General features: G+C 42.7%; 20 protein-coding genes. 13 read left to right on the top strand and 7 right to left on the bottom strand.

The annotated features are described in order from the left end of the window. Positions 1-32: 32 nt before the first annotated feature. Both AC25Y6_RS00100 and AC25Y6_RS00095 read right to left on the bottom strand, forming a co-directional pair. A complete protein-coding gene (locus AC25Y6_RS00100; RefSeq protein WP_488141699.1) occupies positions 33-776 on the bottom strand; it encodes an ABC transporter permease in 744 nt (247 codons plus the stop codon). Between the two features lie 13 nt (positions 777-789). Beyond that, the gene (locus AC25Y6_RS00095; RefSeq protein WP_488141698.1) at positions 790-1,509 is read right to left on the bottom strand and encodes an ABC transporter ATP-binding protein; all 720 of its coding nucleotides are present in this window, start codon (positions 1,507-1,509) and stop codon (positions 790-792) included. Positions 1,510-1,707: 198 nt separating this feature from the next. Here AC25Y6_RS00095 and AC25Y6_RS00090 point away from each other — a divergent pair, with 198 nt between their 5' ends. The 13 genes from AC25Y6_RS00090 to AC25Y6_RS00030 all read left to right on the top strand — a co-directional run bounded on the left by AC25Y6_RS00090 (position 1,708) and on the right by AC25Y6_RS00030 (position 14,390). Beyond that, entirely contained in the window at positions 1,708-2,523 is an 816-nt protein-coding gene (locus AC25Y6_RS00090) for a VanW family protein (RefSeq protein WP_488141697.1), read from the top strand. 2 nt (positions 2,524-2,525) lie between these two features. Then, positions 2,526-4,076: a GNAT family N-acetyltransferase gene (locus AC25Y6_RS00085; RefSeq protein ID WP_488141696.1), complete on the top strand. Its 1,551-nt coding sequence runs from the start codon at positions 2,526-2,528 to the stop codon at positions 4,074-4,076. Between the two features lie 144 nt (positions 4,077-4,220). Continuing rightward, positions 4,221-4,601 (top strand): hypothetical protein, encoded by a 381-nt coding sequence (locus AC25Y6_RS00080; protein WP_488141695.1) that lies wholly within the window; start codon positions 4,221-4,223, stop codon positions 4,599-4,601. 240 nt (positions 4,602-4,841) lie between these two features. Beyond that, positions 4,842-5,453, top strand: coding sequence for a TerD family protein (locus tag AC25Y6_RS00075; protein ID WP_482101525.1), 612 nt, complete (start codon positions 4,842-4,844; stop codon positions 5,451-5,453). A 31-nt stretch (positions 5,454-5,484) separates the two neighbouring features. Next, positions 5,485-6,063: a TerD family protein gene (locus tag AC25Y6_RS00070; RefSeq protein WP_482101524.1), complete on the top strand. Its 579-nt coding sequence runs from the start codon at positions 5,485-5,487 to the stop codon at positions 6,061-6,063. 64 nt (positions 6,064-6,127) lie between these two features. Further along, positions 6,128-6,706, top strand: coding sequence for a TerD family protein (locus AC25Y6_RS00065; protein WP_482104681.1), 579 nt, complete (start codon positions 6,128-6,130; stop codon positions 6,704-6,706). A 109-nt stretch (positions 6,707-6,815) separates the two neighbouring features. Continuing rightward, positions 6,816-7,994, top strand: coding sequence for an HpcH/HpaI aldolase/citrate lyase family protein (locus AC25Y6_RS00060; RefSeq protein ID WP_488141694.1), 1,179 nt, complete (start codon positions 6,816-6,818; stop codon positions 7,992-7,994). Next, entirely contained in the window at positions 7,957-9,333 is a 1,377-nt protein-coding gene (locus tag AC25Y6_RS00055) for a phosphoribosyltransferase family protein (protein WP_488141693.1), read from the top strand. The genes AC25Y6_RS00060 and AC25Y6_RS00055 overlap by 38 nt, the downstream gene beginning before the upstream one ends. Before the next feature lie 16 nt (positions 9,334-9,349). Further along, positions 9,350-10,450, top strand: coding sequence for a cysteine protease StiP family protein (locus AC25Y6_RS00050; protein ID WP_488141692.1), 1,101 nt, complete (start codon positions 9,350-9,352; stop codon positions 10,448-10,450). Further along, positions 10,447-11,250 (top strand): HAD family hydrolase, encoded by an 804-nt coding sequence (locus tag AC25Y6_RS00045; protein ID WP_488141691.1) that lies wholly within the window; start codon positions 10,447-10,449, stop codon positions 11,248-11,250. The genes AC25Y6_RS00050 and AC25Y6_RS00045 overlap by 4 nt, the downstream gene beginning before the upstream one ends. A 57-nt stretch (positions 11,251-11,307) precedes the next feature. Next, entirely contained in the window at positions 11,308-12,927 is a 1,620-nt protein-coding gene (locus tag AC25Y6_RS00040) for a YceG family protein (protein ID WP_488141690.1), read from the top strand. A 68-nt stretch (positions 12,928-12,995) separates the two neighbouring features. Then, the gene (locus AC25Y6_RS00035) at positions 12,996-14,012 is read left to right on the top strand and encodes a toxic anion resistance protein (protein ID WP_488141843.1); all 1,017 of its coding nucleotides are present in this window, start codon (positions 12,996-12,998) and stop codon (positions 14,010-14,012) included. A 132-nt stretch (positions 14,013-14,144) separates the two neighbouring features. Continuing rightward, positions 14,145-14,390, top strand: coding sequence for a hypothetical protein (locus tag AC25Y6_RS00030; protein WP_488141689.1), 246 nt, complete (start codon positions 14,145-14,147; stop codon positions 14,388-14,390). Positions 14,391-14,797: 407 nt separating this feature from the next. Here the strand turns inward: AC25Y6_RS00030 and AC25Y6_RS00025 are convergent, their stop codons facing one another. From AC25Y6_RS00025 to AC25Y6_RS00005, 5 genes are read right to left on the bottom strand one after another with little or no spacing between them, the layout of a single operon-like run. Then, entirely contained in the window at positions 14,798-15,814 is a 1,017-nt protein-coding gene (locus tag AC25Y6_RS00025) for a ThiF family adenylyltransferase (RefSeq protein WP_488141688.1), read from the bottom strand. Then, complete coding sequence (locus tag AC25Y6_RS00020; RefSeq protein WP_482101768.1) at positions 15,811-16,584, bottom strand: thiazole synthase; 774 nt, start codon at positions 16,582-16,584, stop codon at positions 15,811-15,813. Before AC25Y6_RS00020 ends, AC25Y6_RS00025 begins: the two co-directional genes overlap by 4 nt. Beyond that, positions 16,581-16,787: a sulfur carrier protein ThiS gene (thiS, locus tag AC25Y6_RS00015; protein ID WP_482101516.1), complete on the bottom strand. Its 207-nt coding sequence runs from the start codon at positions 16,785-16,787 to the stop codon at positions 16,581-16,583. Before thiS ends, AC25Y6_RS00020 begins: the two co-directional genes overlap by 4 nt. After that, the gene (gene thiO / locus AC25Y6_RS00010; protein WP_488141687.1) at positions 16,750-17,850 is read right to left on the bottom strand and encodes a glycine oxidase ThiO; all 1,101 of its coding nucleotides are present in this window, start codon (positions 17,848-17,850) and stop codon (positions 16,750-16,752) included. The genes thiS and thiO overlap by 38 nt, the downstream gene beginning before the upstream one ends. Beyond that, the gene (locus AC25Y6_RS00005) at positions 17,834-18,436 is read right to left on the bottom strand and encodes a thiamine phosphate synthase (RefSeq protein WP_488141686.1); all 603 of its coding nucleotides are present in this window, start codon (positions 18,434-18,436) and stop codon (positions 17,834-17,836) included. The genes thiO and AC25Y6_RS00005 overlap by 17 nt, the downstream gene beginning before the upstream one ends. Between the last annotated feature and the right edge of the window lie 202 nt (positions 18,437-18,638).

The raw sequence follows: 18,638 nt of genomic DNA, 5'->3' as shown, positions 1-18,638 counted from the left end.
TCGACAATAGTTTATCTGTTTACGCAAGTCTGTCAAATGTGTCTTTTTGTTGAAAAACGGACAACGAACAAAGCGGTAATGGCAAGACAACAAATATAGGCGAAGGAAATGAGCGTGCCGCTGTCAAAAATAAGTCGGTCATTCCAAATGGCAATGAACAACGTATTCATATGATAGAGCGGATTGAAATCGGCAATGACTTGGATGAATTTCGGCATCATACTGATTGGAAGCGTAAATCCTCCAGTGAAGATGACAACTTGGAAAATGACAATGGAGAATACCAAAGCACTTTTCACCTCGTTGAAAAAAGCGTAAATGGCAGATGCAATTAGGAGAAGAGCGGCATTGAGTACGATGAAAAATCCATAGGCTGTGATGAAATTCAATACATGGAACTGCAAATCATACACAAGCAAACCGATTGCATAAATGAATAGGTAACCGAAACTTGTAATTATGATGGAGCGAACGATACTTGATAGCAAAAGTGTATTTTTAGAAACAGGTGAGAGTCTGATTCGCTTTTCGACACCCGTTGCACGATGCGTCACTTGGTCGAACCCGAAAGCAAAAAATACGGTGGTGAATGTTATTAGTAAAATAAACGATGGTGTATACGTTTGTGCATAACTCAAGTTACCTGCGTATGTCTGATCTCCATACAATTGCCCCAGGAAAATGTACGTTACTGGCGGCACGATAATCGTGAAAACCAAATAAAACAATTCTCTTGAAAACATGAGTAAGTCGTACTTTAACTGTGTCGCTAACATATTTTCTCCCCCCTTATATGGATACTTTATCAAGATAAAATGCATTGACGGATGTATAGCCTGTTGCTAAAATACCTTCTGTTGTATCGAAAATTTCATTGACTCCATTATCAATAAGCATCACCTTATCGCAATACAATTCAATTTCATCCATATTATGTGTCGTTAAAATGACCGTCCCGCCCGTACGATTGTTATAATCGGTAATGTACGTCCATAAAATATTGCGCATATGTGGATCAAGCCCTGTCGTTGGTTCATCCAAAATTAGGAGCTTGGGTTGCGATAAAAAAGCGATGGCCAAGCTCACAATCTGTTTCCAACCTCCGGAAAGTTTATCGAAATACTTTTTACGATGTAGTTGTAACTTGAAATCGGCAATGATTGTTTCGACGTCGATGGGCGATTTGTAATACGCTTTAAATAACCGCAGCAGCTCTTGTACCTTCAGTGTCTGATAGAACTGTGTCGGCTGCAGTACAACGGATATTTGTTTTCGAACTCGTTCCAGCTTGTTGGTTGAGAGTGCCTTTATATCTTCATTGAAAACGTACACTGTTCCGGCGTCATATTGTTTAATCGTCATAATGATTTCAAGGAATGTAGATTTACCGGCCCCGTTCTTTCCGATAACCCCGATGATTTCACCTTCTTGTGCTTGAAAATCCAAACCTTTTAAAACAGCATTTGCTCCGTAAGCTTTTTTCAAATTGCTAACCTTGATAATTGTCATTGCAATCCCTCCGTCTGAAAATTCTTTGTAATCAAAGTGTATGATGAAAGGGCCTTATTGTCTGCGGGATTTCGGTGACTGGCAACAAATTGAAGGTGACTTGCAGTAAAATAAGGATGAAATGCATTCGGTTTTTGAGAAAATCCAAAGGACATAGCTATTTAAATAGAGAATAAGTAAGAAGAGGGGATGAAGTGGATGAATTCATTGAAGCCGAAAAAGCGCAGTAAGATACGTATATTTTTAGGGAAGAAAGTGTATCGATTGAAACGGTATTCAGAGTGGTACATGGACGGGAAAAAGTATGCAATGAAGCGGTCAGTGGAGAAATTGAACCATGTTGTTTTCCAACACCGAACGCCGCTACTTCGTCAACTGAAAGATGTCGAGATGGAATTACAAACCAATAAAATTAAGAATTTGAAGATAGCAGCAAAACGATTGAACGGAATTATACTCCAGCCAGGACAAACATTTTCCTATTGGCGCTTGATAGGAAATACGACGAAGCGCAAAGGGTACGTCGAAGGAATGATATTGCATTACGGGCAAGTGACGACTGGTGTTGGTGGGGGTCTATGTCAGTTGTCAAATTTGATATATTGGATGACGCTTCACACACCGCTTACGCTTACTGAACGCTACCGCCACAGTTACGACGTCTTCCCCGATTCGAAACGAAATCAGCCGTTCGGCAGTGGTGCTACATGTGCCTATAACTATCTTGATTTACAACTCAAGAACGAAACGAGTGAATCATATCAACTGATCATCTATCTGACGGACACTTCCCTCGTCGGTGAATGGCGTGCGTCCACGGTGGCGAATCGTACCTACAAAGTGTACGAAAAAGACCACAGTTTCACGCGTGAATCATGGGGTGGCTATGTGCGCCATAATACGATATACAGGAAGGCGTACAACCTGAACGGAGAACTCATCGATGACGAATTCATTACAGAAAACCATGCGATTACGATGTATGAACCATTTTTGTCAAATGAGGAGTGTTGAAAATGTTAGGACTGAACAAAGGTGAAGTCAGATTAGTAGCGCATGCTACTGACTGGGAAGAAAAGTTCATTGAGGAAAAAGAATTATTAAGCGAGGCCATTGGAATGCAAGTGGTGGATATCGAACATATGGGAAGTACTGCCATAAAAGGAATTGCCGCGAAACCGATTCTAGATATACTTGTCGGTGTTCGATCAATGGATGATGTAGCGAAATTTGATAAAAGGAGATTGAAAGAAGCCGGTTATTACCATCTTGGTCGTGTGGAATTAGAGGGAAAAGTTGTTTACGCTAAGTTTACAAACCTAGAGGATCTGACAAAAACGCATGTCCTTCATATTGTAGAATATGGCGGTGATTGGTGGCAGAAACATACATTCTTCAGGGATTATTTAAATGAACATCCCTACGTTGCGAAACAATATGAAACGTTGAAGAAAGAATTGGCCGCAAAGTATCCGGATAATGAAAGTTTGTATACTGAAGGGAAATTATGCTTTGTCGAAGATGTGATAGGCAGGAAAAAAAACAGGCCATTCATTATTAATGAGGGGAATTTGCAAGTTCGAGAATTGGAAAGAGTTGATAAGGTACTTCTCTCGAAATGGCTTTCAGATCCAGAAATCCTACAGTACTATGAAGGACGCGACAATCCATTTAATCTTGAAAAAGTGGAACAGCAATTTTTTGAATCTGAAGAGAATGTGACTAGATGCCTGATTGAACTTAGCGGAATTCCAATCGGTTATGTCCAGTTTTACATAGTTGACGGAGATGAGAGAGAAGTCTATGGCTTTGACGATTCGACGGAGCTGATCTATGGCATGGATCAGTTCATAGGAGAGTCAGCTTATTGGAACAAAGGCATCGGAACGGAGCTCGTCCAAGCGATGGTGAAGTACTTACTTGAAGAAAAAGGCGCGGACCGGATTGTAATGGACCCGCAAATATGGAACGTACGGGCAATACATTGTTATGAGAAATGTGGTTTTGAAAAGGTGAAATTACTGCCAGCAAATGAGCTGCATGAAGGGGAATTTCGGGATAGTTGGCTGATGGAAAAACGTAAAGTCGATAAATTTGATGGTGGTCCAAGGATGAAATTCAGAAAATTGAGCAAGCATGAGGCGCCACCCATGGATCTTCTTCTCTTTGCCGATCCATCGTGGGAACTGATAGAGAGATATATTGCCAATGGTGAGTGCCGTGTTGCTGAAGTAGAGAATAAAATCATCGGTGTCTATGTGCTAGTCAAGTTGAGTGATACAACGATGGAAATTATCAATATCGCAGTAGATGAACAAAAGCGGGGTCAAGGGGTTGGGCAGAAGCTAATCCGTGATGCAATCCTGACTGCAAAGATGCTAGGCTGTGAAACGCTTAAAGTGGGAACGGGTAATTCCAGCATCGATCAATTGGCATTTTACCAGAAATGCGGATTTCGTATTGAGGCTATTATCAAAGACTTTTTCACGGACAACTACGAGGATGAAATTTTCGAAAATGGTATTCAGTGCCGAGATATGATTAGGTTTTCGATGACTTTTTTATGATTTAACCAAATACACCCGTGACATCAGTCGTGGGGAATTAACAGAATAGACGTACTTGTCATAAATACATCCCGTGACAAGTCTCTGCCCCTTTAGTAAAATGGATATAATATATGGTGGATTTTTTGTAGAGGAGATGACGCTGTGAAGCGGATAATCATGCTTCTTTTCATTGTTGGTGTGATAGCGGGCTGTTCGAATGTGTATAGCACAGAAGAAGGCTATCGCATGGCGGTCATTAACCAGGGTTTTCCGGTTCCTAAAAATGCAAGTGAGCTGAAACCTGAAGCGTGCACAACAGAAATTGCGAAATCGGCCAAGTACAAGTTGAACGCTATTGGCGGGGAACAGGGCGAACCTCCAAGTCATTACTTGGAGGAAATTAAAAAGTGGGGTTGGACCGAGCTTGAAGATGAGCGAAAAGGGAATATCCACTTCTATGAAAAAGAAGGAAAAGTCATTTCACTCGTCTTTACCAAAAATGTCTTTGATGTGTTTGAAATGAGCAGCGGAGTGGAAATCTAAGGGAATCCAAGTGATTGGGATTCCCTTTTTTTAAAACTAATTATTAGACCGGCCGTCCTACTAGTAGGAGAGGATTGAGTTCGCTCGATGTTAACTATTCTCCTTCCACGGTTCACAGACGAAGAAAATCCTTATAAATAGCCGTTGTTTTGGTAGTCCAGTGTCAGATGTAGTAAAATGAATAATGAAGTTGTTACAGCATAATAATGGGGATTTCCATTAAACGAAGGAGTGATTAATTTGGCGATTATCTTACAAAAAGGACAAAAAATTGATTTGACAAAAGGTCATCCTGGCCTTGAGAAGATTGTTGTTGGACTTGGTTGGGATCCGATTCAGAAAAAATCCGGGGGATTACTTGGCGGACTTTTCGGCGGCGGTAATAGCGGCGGTTCTAATATGGATATTGACGCTTCTGTCATAATGCTTCAAGATGACAAGTTTCTAGGTAAAGAAAACTTGGTGTACTTTGGTAATATGAAAAGTAACTGTGGTAGCGTAGTACATACAGGCGATAATACTACAGGACAGGGCGATGGAGACGATGAGCAAGTGGTTGTTGACTTGAAAAAAGTTCCCGCGAATGTTAATAAGCTTGTGTTTGTCGTCAACATTTACGATTGTGTAAAACGTAAGCAAGACTTTGGTCAAGTGGAAAACGCATTTATCCGCGTCCTAAATTCTTCGAATAACGAGGAATTATTAAAATTCAACTTGTCCGAAAATTATGCAGGATCTACAAGCTTGACTGTAGGGGAAATTTACCGCAGTGGCAGTGAATGGAAGTTTGGCGCGGTTGGTTCAGGATCTTCAGACGCAGGACTGGCAGATATGGTTAAAAGATATTCATAAAATATAAAAAAAAGAAAAGAGGATGACTTAAATGGCTATTTCATTAAGCAAAGGGCAAAAAATTGATTTAACGAAAAGTAATCCAGGACTAACAAACATAACAATCGGCTTAGGCTGGGACACGAATAAATATGACGGCGGGAAAGATTTTGACCTCGATTCGTCTATATTCTTATTAAACGCAACGGGCAAATGTGGAGACGAAAAGGATTTCATCTTTTTCAATAATCTTGAAGGTGGAAACGGTTCCGTCGTTCATGCGGGCGATAACTTAACTGGTGAAGGTGATGGAGACGATGAACAAGTCAATATCAATCTTGCAAATGTACCAGCTACAGTTGAAAAAATTGCATTCACGATTACGATTCATGATTCAGAGACGCGCAATCAGAACTTCGGACAGGTTTCAAATAGCTATGTACGAATCGTCAACGATGCAAACCGTGAAGAGTTGATCCGCTATGATCTTGGAGAGGATTTCTCTATTGAAACAGCTGTTGTTGTTGGTGAATTGTATAGACATGGTAGTGAATGGAAGTTCAGTGCAATTGGCAGTGGCTATCAGGGTGGTCTAGCTTCACTTGTTAAGGATTATGGACTTCAGGCTTAATCATAATGGATGACGTTTGTTATAGGGCTTCTTCGTTCAATTATGATGGACAGGAGTGATTCAAATGGCGATTAGTTTATCAAAGGGACAAAAAATTGATTTAACAAAGTCGAACCCGGGTCTTGTAAGAGGGGTAATAGGGCTTGGTTGGGACACAAATAAATATACTGGCGGCAAGGAGTTTGATTTGGATACTTCTGCGTTTCTTGTGGATGTAAACAATCGTTGCCAGAATGATCATGATTTCATCTTCTACAATAACCTTAAGCATCCAAGTGGCGCCATTATTCATACAGGCGACAACCGGACGGGCGAAGGGGATGGCGATGACGAGCAGGTAATTGTTGATTTTTCAAAAATCCCTGCTTATGTTGACCGCATAGGTATTACGGTTACAGTTCATGATGCAGACGCGCGAAACCAGAACTTTGGGCAGGTGACGAATGCTTTTGTTCGTCTAGCGGATGAAGCTACGGGAGAAGAATTGCTTCGTTTTGATTTGGGAGAAGATTTCTCGATAGAGACAGCAGTTGTTTTTTGTGAGCTTTATAGGCATCAGAATGAATGGAAGTTCAATGCGGTCGCCAGTGGATTCTCCGGAGGTCTGGGAGCGCTTTGTCGGAACTATGGTCTAGACGTATAATTTCATGGTCACGACTATGAACCAGCGTAGGATGACTTAATATAAAAAGAGGAAGAAGGCTTGTACCTTCTTTTTTCTTTACCCTAAATAAATAAGGTTGGTGCTCTAATTGAAGTATTTTAATGACTTAGCCGCTGTAAGCGTGGACGATTTATTCTATCGTCAGCCGGCGACGGTTACGAAGCATACCGATAAGCAACGGCTGTCATACAGTCTCGGTGCAATGTTGTATATGCCTGCAACAAGGTTGGATATTGCTGACCTCATTATTACGAACAAATTTAAAGAACTTGTCACAATAGCCATCTGTCTTGAAGATGCGATAGGGGATCATGAAGTCGAAGAGGCTGAGAATAAGCTGATCCTTCATATGCAAACGATTAGTGCTGCAATTCAGGACGGTCGACTAACGGAAGAAACAACTCCGCTTATTTTTGTCCGGGTGAGAAGTGCAAAACAGATGGTAGACATAGCGGGACGGCTCGGTGATTCACTTGAAGATCTTGTTGGCTTTGTATTTCCTAAGTTTTCTTCAGAAAATGCGGAAGATTTCTTATCTGCGCTTCGTTTGCTGAATGAGCAAGCAAATACGGTTCTATATGGTATGCCAATTCTTGAGTCACCGAGTGTCCTTTACAAGGAGCGTCGACTGGACGAGTTGTTAAAGTTAAAAGAGATAGTCGATCGATATGCTGATTTCATTCTGAATATCCGTATCGGGGCAACCGATTTATGTGGGCTTTACGGATTGAGGAGGGATAGTGAGACGACTGTCTATGAGATTTCCATTGTCAATGAACTGATTACAGATATTGTTAACTTGTTTTCCAGACAACATGATGGATTCGTCGTATCAGGCCCTGTCTGGGAACACTTTTCTTCAAATGGCCGCATCTTGAAACCGCAGTTACGTGCGACACCGTTTCAAGCCAACTTTGGTTCGGAAGGGCTTTTGCTCAGAAAAGAACTGATTCGAAAGGACTTTGACGGATTAATTCAAGAAACCCTATTGGATAAAGCAAATGGTTTAGTTGGAAAAACCATCATACATCCTACGCATCTCTTGCCTGTCCAAGCATTGTATGTCGTGACAAAGGAAGAGTATACAGATGCGCTTAGTATCTTTCAGCAGGCGACTGGCGAAAAAGGTGTTTTTAAAAGTGAATTTATGAACAAAATGAATGAGATTAAGCCCCATTTATACTGGGCACAAAAAATATTGATTAAGTCTGATATATACGGGGTGTATAATGAAAACATCACATTCATCGATTTATTATCCGAATAAATACACGCATGAAGTCTGCGATTCCATGAAGGTACATGTACAAATTGAACAAAATCCATTCGGACTCTCGGCGGAAACGTTATATGAGATGGCCGCGCGAATTAATAAAAAGCGATCTTTTTTGTTTGTCAGTAAAGTACTTGGAAAGCACATCCCTATCCCTCCTCAAGTGCCATTGATTGCATCGGCATTGCTGGCATCCATTTATTATGAAGGTAAGACAGCGAAGCAAATGCCTGGAAAAGAACAGTTAATCGAAGCGATGAAGGATGGCTCTCCTGAAAATTTACAAACTGCCTATGAGGTTGTTCGAAAATTGCGCTGCAAACTAGATGAGCCAGTTATTTTTATCGGTTTTGCGGAAACAGCGACGGCCCTCGGTCATGGCGTTTTTGACTGTTTTTCAGACGCGGTCTACATTCACTCGACAAGGGAAATGCTTGTCGATCAAGACGTGACCCTCTACTTTGAAGAAGAACATTCACACGCTACAGACCAGCGTTGCTATGCCCCAGAGCAGTCTTTGAAAAATGATCAACCAATTTGTCTCGTAGACGATGAGATTACAACAGGTAATACAGCTTTGAATATCATTGCATCCATTCAAAAGCGTTTTCCACGTAAGGAATATACGATATTATCCCTTCTGGACTGGCGGAGTGAAGAAGATCAGCAGCGTTTGAAGGATTTTGAGAAGTTGCATGGCATTCGCATCACGACGTATGCGTTAATGACGGGAACAATTCAAGTCGAAGGAACACCCGATTTAAATGAGAGTACCGATGTTGTTGGTGAATCGCTTAGTGGAACACCCAATTTTGAGCGAATCAGTCTTCAGACATTGTCCGTACCTCTTCCTCACATTATACATTCATCAATGGATTCCTCTGGATTTAAAATCGGACCCTATTATTCAGCTCTGACTGGAAGGTTCGGTATTTCATCGAGCAACAAACAGGAAATTGAGGACTATTGTCAAAGTGCAGGAGAGTATTTGAGAAAACACAGAACAGGTAAGAGGACGCTATGTCTTGGTACAGGTGAATTCATGCATATTCCTATGAAAACCGCTGTTTACATGGGTGAGGGTGTAACTTATCATTCAACGACGAGGAGCCCGATTTACCCGATAGACAGGGAAGGCTATCCGATAAAAAACCGGATGGCTTTCGAAAGTCCCGAAGATCCAGCAGTTATGAACTATGCGTATAATGTATCCGACATGGAATACGATGAAGTGTTCTTGTTTTTTGAACGTCCGATGGATGACAAAAGACTTGAACCGATGTTGCGCCAGTTCGAAGGAATACCTGCAATCCATGTCGTAGACTTCACTTGAAAGGTGTGAGTAGAAGATGCAGATACTGACAGGGAGTTATTCATCTGAAGATGTCGTTTTTCTATTAAAAGACCTTTCAGATGTAAATTTAGAAAGAAGTCTGGATGAACGAGAAAAAGCTATTCAAGGTGGAGTTCATTATTCAGAAATGTTACCGGTTGAGTATGAACCGACAGCAGCTTATTTAGATCTGTTTTACGAGTCACTTCAAGCTTCAAAACGGCAAGTGGCTTCAGAGGTAGGTACAATTTCGGAACTACTTGTTGAGAAAAAGGGTAAGGAACTTGTTCTCGTTTCCCTTGCGAGGGCCGGGACGCCAATCGGCATTCTGATGAAGCGTTATATACAGATGAAATACGAAGTGGATTTACCTCATTATTGCGTGTCAATCATTCGTGGGCGCGGCATCGATGAAAATGCGTTGCTCTCTATTACGAATCGGCATACGGATAAGCAAATTGTTTTTGTCGACGGGTGGACCGGTAAAGGCGCTATTTCTAAAGAGTTGACACGGTCTGTGGAAGCGTTCAAAGAAAAACACGGCGTCACGCTTGATGATGAACTTGTCGTCTTGGCAGACCCGGGTCATTGTTCCTCACTATACGGGACGCGGGAAGATTATCTTATCCCGAGTGCTTGTTTGAATTCTACCGTGTCTGGTCTAATCAGTAGAACGGTACTGAACAGTCACTGGATTGGTGAGATGGATTTTCATGGAGCGAAAGTCTATTCGGAACTTCGTGATAAAGATGTATCGAATTATTATATTGATGAGATCACAGCGGAATTTGCAACAGTAGGGAAGTTAATCGAAGCGACGAAAGCAGCTTTGCAGAACACAGACATGACCCCGACATGGCTAGGGCTAGAAACGGTCACATCGATTCAAAAGCACTTTGGAATTGATGATATGAACCTTATCAAACCTGGCGTTGGAGAGACGACACGTGTCCTTTTACGGCGCTTGCCGTGGAAGATATTAGTGAAGGATTTGAACGACTCTCGACTCAAACACATTTTCCAATTAGCAAAAGAAAGGGATGTTCCCGTGGAGGTTTATGAACAGATGACTTATACTTGTTGTGGACTTATCAAACCCTTGGAGAAAAAATTATGATGTTTGCAAGTGATTTAGACGGGACGCTTATTTATTCGAACCGGCGCCTCGACAGGCATCCTGTGAGTGTACCTGTTCGATGTGTCGAAGTATATAATGGAAAAGAAGTTTCGTTTATGACGGAAAAGGCGATTACACTCCTACGCGAACTGTCTGAGGAAATGATGTTTGTTCCTGTAACGACAAGAACTGCTGAGCAGTATAATCGAATCTCGCTATTTCGTGAAGAAATCCGTCCTACATATGCGATTACAAGTAATGGCGCAGTAGTGCTAAAGGATGGAAATATAGATTTGCAATGGCAGGACTATGTCCGTGCTAAAATAGATGGAAGTATGGCTTCTGTAGAAGATGTAAAGCGGAAGATAGAAGAGACTCCGGGTGCTTCACAGACGGAAATGATTCACGTGGTAGATCGTTTTTTTGTATACATGATTATCAAACCGCCGCTCTCTCCTGAACGCATCAAGAATTTATCACAGTGGGCAGCTGAGTATGGTTGGATCTTTTCTGTTCAAGGCAGAAAGGTTTACTTCATTCCATCATTTATCAATAAATGGGATGCAGTAAACTATGTTGCGGAGAAAGAAGGAAAGAAGACGGTCTTTACAGCGGGCGATTCCAATCTTGACGTCTGCTTGATTGAACAGGCTAAATTCGGTTTGATACCACGGCACGGGGAAGCGGCAGTTAATTTTGGTCATCTTGGACTGACACAAAAATCAGGAGTTTTGGCATCGGAGGAAATCATTGAAACAATTCTTTCGAAGCGTTTCCAATCTATCCCTGACATCCGTTGACGACATCTAACTTAGCCCCTTCCGACGCATAAAAATAGGTGATTGGGGGGAGTGGAGATGATTAGGAAACTGGTACTTGAGAAGGTGGAGTATTCGAATTGGGCGACCGAACTGAGTAAGTCGATACCCGACCGCCCTAATTATAAAGTTGAAGAAGACAGTGTACAATACAGTCAAATAGCTGCGCGTATTGTCGGATCAGGGTTCGATGAAACAGAGTATATGATTGAATTATACACAGCGAGTCAAGCAAATGGCGTGTATGTATTATCTGAAACACTCGATAAAACAATGCCGTCGGAACGCTTTCAAGCAATCCAACGCATTTACGATCTGATCCAGGAAAAACCGAATCTATCGATCAACCGGTTTGTCGCCTTTTTGGATGGTGCGCAACTGCTCCCGAAATACGGGAAAGATCATGATTTCAACAGGTTAATCCGCTCAGCGCTTATTGACGTTTTCGAACGATTTAAAGAAAATCATTCAGGTGCATTTCAGCATCCTGAATTTCGACGCGTTTTCCTCGATATTATCAAATGGACGTGGAACCACATCGATCCATGGGTGAAGGGAACGCCGATCGAAAAGGATGTCCCACATATTATCTGGTACGGGGATATGAACAAAAGTCAGATGTATTTTCTGTTTTATATAATTTTATTGGGGATGGATGTTGTCATACTTCATCCTGAAGGAAAAGACGATTTTAAAGAGATTGATCCGGAAAACAAATGGTCTGTTTTTACAGCATACCCGACAACGATGACGATCCAGCCTTTCCCACAAGAAGAGCCGAAACGGCAAGGGACTGTCGCATATCGTGCTTCGAAAGAAATTGATCATGTGCTTCACCACGAAGGGTCCGCCTATTATAAGCCGTGGCAGTTCCGCAATTATCTCCCCATGTCAGTCACATTGAAAACAACATACGATGAGATTTTTTTATTGGCGAAGGAAAAGGCTTTTATAAGACCTAACTTCTCGGCCAGCGGGAACGAAGTAAAGATTCCATCGCTATTCGCGAAGATTTCGGGCGTTTCGACAAATCGCAAAGAGTATTGGGATAAAATGCATAACCTCACAAGTCAACCCAATTGCATAATCGTGAAAAAGTTCCCTTTTATGCAGGACAAAAAAGCGAACAACCAATACCATTACCAGCATGCACTTGGCAAAGACGGTCGTTTAAGTCCGGAACTAATGATGAAGAGCAATTGGTGGCAATATGGTTATCTTCATGATGGCGTTCAACTAGGACTGGCGGCAGCAATTGCGCGTATGTGTGCCAATCCTAAACTGAAGGCACTCGCAGGGGAAAGTCAGGAACAAGTTTCTCTCTACTTATTCACCCAGGCCATAAACCTTTCGGAAGAACTGCCCAATCTATTACAAACGTTTGATTATGCGCAGGAAATTCCGAAAATAGTTTTATATAATAATGAAATTAACGGCGTATTATCAAGAGCGGATGCAGCATTATTAATACTAGTAAATGAATTTGGACTTGATATTATATTATACAATCCTCCTGGTCACAATGATCTAGAGCACTTTATCGAGAAAGAGTATTTTGACCATCATTTGCTGGAAGATATGGTATTCGATTTACACTATCAGGAGAGTAAAAAGGATTTTTCAATTGTAAGCGGTTTTTTAAATCGATTTTTTAAATGAAGGGATTGATTGTCATCGAAGAAACGAAAAATTATGAAGTAGAATTATTGACGGAGAACAAAGCAGAAATGATGCGCATGGAGTTAAGGCAGGATCCAGAAGTGCAGAATTTAGTTCGGTCAATCGATACGAGAAATCAGAATGCATTATTAGAATTCGGAAAAGAACCGGCAGTTGAAATCTCTACCTTTGCTGACCGTATATTGGCTTCTATGCGTTCGTCAAGTGTAACTGATTCAGGCGAAATGTTAAGAAAACTTGGAAAAACGATGGATAAATTCGATAAAAATGACTTTGACGAGCCAAAAGGTTTTATGGGGAAGTTTTTCAAACGTGGGGATAAGTTAATTGAAAAGGTGTTTGGCAAATACCAATCGCTCGGTAAGGAAATTGAAGGAATAAACATCGAAATTTCAAAGTATAAGGACGAGATGATTCGTTCAACGACAAATATGGATGAGATGTATGACCAAAACTTTAACTACTACATGGCACTTGAAAAGTATGTGGTAGCTGGACAGATTAAATCCGAAGAGTTGCGGGCGCTCGTTCCGGCCCTTGAACAAAGATCAGCTGGCGGTGATCAGTTAGCGCGGATGGAATTGGATACTATGAATAATGCGATTCAGGCACTTGAAGAGCGAGTGTATGATCTTGAAATGGCAAGAATGGTTGCACTACAGACAGCTCCTCAACTCCGAGTCCTGCAACGCGGTAATACGAAACTTATCGGGAAGATCAATTCGGCATTCATTACAACGATTCCAATATTCAAAAATGGTATCATTCAGGCAGTTTCTGCAAAACGACAAAAGCTAGTAGCAGATTCCATGGCTGAACTCGATAAAAGGACAAATGAAATGTTACTGAAAAACTCGCAGAATATTGCTAGACAAAGTGTGGATATCGCTCGTACTGCAGGGGGTCCTAGTATTAAAATCGAAACGATTGAAGAAAGCTGGAGCACAATCGTAAAAGGGCTTGAGGAAACGAGAGCCATTGAAGATGAAAACAAACGTACAAGGGAAGACGGCATGAAGCGAATAGCTCAGTTGCAGGACAGCATGAAAAATTATGGTAAGTGAACAAAGGAGAATCCACATACTATGGATTCTCCCCTTTTTTGTATAGTAGAACACGTCTGTTGACTAACCAGTAAATAACTTGATCTCCCCCTGGCCGCTACTTGTATAGTTCCGCTTTTGGAGTGCTTTGGATTGAATGACTTCTATACAATTACCGGGATGTTTGGATGTGTAGGGATGCGACTTTGTCGCATCCCTACACAGTTTTTCGGTAATCGTATGGTGGTCCTTCATCCGTCGCGCACCAAATGGATAAGTACACGTAGTGCTGAAGACTTTTGGGACGAAAGAATAGAGGAGCTTCCTACATGGATAAAAGCCGCCAAAGATGCAATTTTGGCGGCTGATGCTTTCTATATGGTTTTTCTTTTTCATTAAAGAAGTGTCGCTTTCTGTAAGGTATCACAAGATTAGGTGTGTACTCTTTGCTAAAAGTAAGCAAGGAACACATTGTACAAGGTACTAGAGTGCCCGAAATTGCATTTTCGGACACTTACATTCACCATAGAATATCATCTATTCTTTTCATCCAAAATAACTGCAATTCTCACTTGAACATTGTAGCAACACGACACGCAACTATTCGCAACAGTATTACTGAAAAGAGTGTGGCAAGAAGTGACGGAGTCACTTCTTGCCACACTAGGAGCCCTCAGAAAATATGTCATGAATAGTTAGTCGAAAGTGGGGCAAAAATAGTCCAGTGAAAATGGAGGTTATCAAGCCCTTCTCAACAGTACTTTATGCAAATAAATGGTTAAGCAACAGACGTGATAGTAGAACAATTAGCCGAGCAATCCTGCAGCAATCTTCTTCGCTACTATAACGTCTTTCGTTCCGTGGACGAGCATGCGGCCATCACGGAACAGAACGATGCGGTGCCCGTTGTATTCACAGGCAACGAGATGCGGATTGTGGATTAACTTCGTGACGGTTCCTTGGATAGAACCGGCAAAAGATACGAGCTCAAACTTTCTGCTTTCTGGCCAAGTTAGCTGGACAGTATCACGTCCGCATAATACTGCGGTTTTCATTGATTCACGGGCGGAAAGGAAGGGATACACGGCATTTTCTGAACAGCTTGGACAGCCTGCTTTCTTCATACTCGCAACCCCCATTGAAGCGCGATCACCGGTCCATAAGTCAGCAGATTCGAGCTTCGGCTCAAACGGTGTTCCCGTTATATACTTCAATAAGTCTGCAACTTGCCGGGCCGCGGTTGTTACGACAATCGGGCTGATTACGCCGACCGTATCGCACGTCAATGTCTGGGAAGGCAATGTTTCCAGTAGACAATGCAAACAAGGCTGATGTTCTTTTACCCCAATTGGGAACGTCAGTCCATAACTGCCGACACAAGCGCCCATGAAAAAAGGAATCCCGAGTTTCAGCGCTGCATCGTTTGCCAGCAATCTAGTCTCAATATTGTCTGTCGCGTCCAAAATGACATCATGTCCGTCCATCAAGTCAAGGACGTTTTTAGGGGTCACATCGGCAACGATTCCCGTCACGAAGACATCGCTATTAATCGCCTTCAATCGCTTCTCCGCTGCAATGGCTTTCGGCAATTGTTCAACGACGTCCTGCTCGGTATACAGTTGTTGACGGTGAAGATTCGTCCATTCGATGATATCCCGGTCGACGATTGTTATTCGCCCGACGCCAGCACGGACGAGCATCTCGGCTCCGGACGAACCAAGTGCACCCGCCCCTAATATGAAGATACTTGCAGCTCGGATCCGTTTTTGCCCATCTATACCAATCGGAGCGAACAACTCCTGGCGCGAATATCTTTCACTCAATTGGTTACAAGTCCTTCCGTGGGACTGCTTGCAACCGCGTAATCCCGCTCTGGCATACGTCCAGCTTCATAGCCAAGCCTTCCCGCTTCTATCGCCAGTTTCATCGCAAGGGCCATTTTGACAGGGTCCCCAGCTTCAGAAACCGCGGTGTTCAATAAAACCCCATCCGCGCCAAGCTCCATTGCATATGCCGCATCTTTTGGCGAACCGATTCCCGCATCGATAATAACGGGTACGTTGGATTGTTCAATGATGAAGGATAAGTTGAGTGGGTTTAAAATCCCGCGACCTGATCCAATCGGCGAAGCGCCTGGCATAATTGCATGGACGCCCATTTCACATAATCTGCGGGCAAGCACAACATCATCAGACGTGTATGGCAGGACGATGAAGCCTTCATCCAACAGCATTTCCGTCGCGCGTAGCGTTTCAACAGGATCGGGTAGCAAAGACCGGTCACAGCCGATAATTTCAACTTTCACCATATCGCAAAGTCCCGACGCTTTCGCTAATTTCGCGATGCGTACCGCTTCTTCTGCTGTTTTAGCCCCAGCCGTGTTTGGCAACAATGTATATTTCGACAAGTCGAGTTGCTCCAAGAAATTCGGCTGTGACGGTTCAAATATATTCATGCGCCTCACTGCAAACGTCAGAATTTCCGATTCCGACACACGCACAGCTTCTTTTTGTACATCAAATGACGGATATTTTCCTGTCCCTAAAAGTAGTCTTGAGTTAAACGTTTTATTACCGATTGTCAGCATAATTATCCTCCTCCTACAAAGTGAATGATTTCAATTTGGTCCCGGTCGTTGATAGGCAAGTCATAGGCATCTTTCGCGAGAATATCCCTGTTCAGTTCGACGATGACAATACGTTCCGCAAGTTCTAGGTGACGTAGCAATTCCTCTATATTTCTAACCTCTGCCGGAATCTCATACCGGTTGCCGTTGAGTTCGATTGTTCGTTCCATGAAAAATCCCCCTTTTCGGACTGAATGCATCCATTCGCTCCGTGTTTATTTCATTTCCGACGATCATATCGCAAATCATATTGGCCGTAGCGGGTGCCAATAAAATACCATTTCTGAAATGACCTGCCGCAATATACATATTTTCTTTCCCGGGAACCTGACCGATATATGGCACATCATCAACTGTTTTCGGACGCATGCCTGCCCATCTAGCCAGGACAGGAAGCCGGGAAAGGCCGGGTATAAAACCTTCGGCAATGTCTTTTAGTGCCAGGTTTCCGGCATACGTCGTCTGCAAATCAAATTCATCTTGTTCCATCGTCGCCCCGACGACAAGTGTTCCATCCGGGCGGGGCACAATGTAACAGCCTTTATGGAAAAGTGTATAAGGCAATTGCATACCCATCGCATCGAGTTGCATGCATTGTCCTTTCACTGTAGTTATTTGAAGTGCGGGAATGAGCCTTGCACTCGCCGCTCCGCCTGCAATGACTACGTGTTTTGCAGTAATCATGGATGAACCATTAGTTATCTGATAGCCGTTATGCAAATCTTTGATGCTATCTGCATAGAAATGCTCTGAAACAACAACGCCCAATTTTTTAGCTGCTTCACAAAATGCGAGACAAGTTTTTTCAGGATGAACATGGACATCATCTTCAAATAGGTAAGCACCGAAAGCAGGAGATGCGACATATGGAATCCGTTCGCAAACTTGCACGGCTGAGAGATAGGCGGCATCATTCCAGCGGGATAAGGCAATCCGTTCTTCATCCGAACGGGCAAGTTGGATAATGCCTCCGGTCGTATAACCGATGTCACCGCCAAAATTACTAAGGAATTTCTTATACAGTGCTTGGCTATCACGCGCGAATGAATAAAACATATCATTCAGGTATTCAGAGTGTGCACCGAGCATACCTCCCGCCGCTCGGGTAGTACCTTGTGCAATTTCATTCTGTTCGAGAAGGTGTACGGACAAGCCTTCTTTCGCTAAGTAATAAGCGATGCTACAACCAATAATACCGCCGCCAATGATCGCTACATCAACGCTTTGCGACATAGCTTGCCTCCAGGTAAGCAATTGCTGCAACTTCGGGATTATCACTTCCAAAGATTGACGACATCACCGCAACGCCTGAAACTCCGCCTTGGTTCAATTGTAAAAGATGATGCGGTTGTATACCGCCGATTGCATAGACCGGGATTGGAATGGAAGCAGTCATTTGAAAAAGTTCCGTTGTCCCGCGCGGTATCAAACCTTCTTTTGAACCCGTAATGAATAAATGACCATATAATAGCCAATCAGCACCGGCTTCATATGCGGCTTTTGCTTCCTCCAGTGAATGGACGGATTTGCCGAATGAAAGGTCAGGGAAGTTAGTTTTGGCGGCTGATAGTGGCATATGTCCGGGGAGTTGCACTTTTTTCAGCCCCATAATCGAAGCGATTTCCATCGAACTGTGGACGATGATTTTTGTGTCGTCGAATCCTTTGATTTGTAATTGTTGAATCAAATCAATCACTTCCGAATCCGATTTTGACTTTTCACGTAAGATGACAGCGTCGATAGCCGATTCGGTTTTCAAAAGTGTGTTTACCAATTGCGTATTTTCCATCTGGTCATCTGTTACGGCGATCACTTTCATCAAATTCCTCCTTTTCAAAAGATATATACGAGTGAAATAAAGAATCCCATTGAATCCGCTTCTGCGCTTCGGCTACCCCTTTGCCGCGCCTTCGCTGGAGTGTCCATTATTGAGAGAGATTTAATTCAGAGTGTACATTTTATAACGCTTGGCGCTCTGGGGATGCCTCTCGCCATGAGCCTGGATTAGCGCTTCGCATCCA

Source organism: Sporosarcina sp. Y1004, assembly GCF_057669665.1.
Note: the sequence above shows the minus strand (reverse complement) of the source record. Positions and strands in the feature narration are given on the sequence as shown.

Excerpts from the sequence above, each read along its gene's own strand:
- thiO (WP_488141687.1), bottom strand. The coding sequence starts at position 17,850 with ATGTCGCAAAGCGTTGATGTAGCGATCATTGGCGGCGGTATTATTGGT.
- AC25Y6_RS00055 (WP_488141693.1), top strand. The coding sequence starts at position 7,957 with ATGAAAACATCACATTCATCGATTTATTATCCGAATAAATACACGCAT.
- thiS (WP_482101516.1), bottom strand. The coding sequence starts at position 16,787 with ATGGAACGAACAATCGAACTCAACGGCAACCGGTATGAGATTCCGGCA.
- AC25Y6_RS00040 (WP_488141690.1), top strand. The coding sequence starts at position 11,308 with ATGATTAGGAAACTGGTACTTGAGAAGGTGGAGTATTCGAATTGGGCG.
- AC25Y6_RS00090 (WP_488141697.1), top strand. The coding sequence starts at position 1,708 with ATGAATTCATTGAAGCCGAAAAAGCGCAGTAAGATACGTATATTTTTA.
- AC25Y6_RS00065 (WP_482104681.1), top strand. The coding sequence starts at position 6,128 with ATGGCGATTAGTTTATCAAAGGGACAAAAAATTGATTTAACAAAGTCG.
- AC25Y6_RS00050 (WP_488141692.1), top strand. The coding sequence starts at position 9,350 with ATGCAGATACTGACAGGGAGTTATTCATCTGAAGATGTCGTTTTTCTA.
- AC25Y6_RS00005 (WP_488141686.1), bottom strand. The coding sequence starts at position 18,436 with ATGAAAGTGATCGCCGTAACAGATGACCAGATGGAAAATACGCAATTG.
- AC25Y6_RS00035 (WP_488141843.1), top strand. The coding sequence starts at position 12,996 with ATGATGCGCATGGAGTTAAGGCAGGATCCAGAAGTGCAGAATTTAGTT.
- AC25Y6_RS00045 (WP_488141691.1), top strand. The coding sequence starts at position 10,447 with ATGATGTTTGCAAGTGATTTAGACGGGACGCTTATTTATTCGAACCGG.
- AC25Y6_RS00100 (WP_488141699.1), bottom strand. The coding sequence starts at position 776 with ATGTTAGCGACACAGTTAAAGTACGACTTACTCATGTTTTCAAGAGAA.
- AC25Y6_RS00095 (WP_488141698.1), bottom strand. The coding sequence starts at position 1,509 with ATGACAATTATCAAGGTTAGCAATTTGAAAAAAGCTTACGGAGCAAAT.
- AC25Y6_RS00085 (WP_488141696.1), top strand. The coding sequence starts at position 2,526 with ATGTTAGGACTGAACAAAGGTGAAGTCAGATTAGTAGCGCATGCTACT.
- AC25Y6_RS00070 (WP_482101524.1), top strand. The coding sequence starts at position 5,485 with ATGGCTATTTCATTAAGCAAAGGGCAAAAAATTGATTTAACGAAAAGT.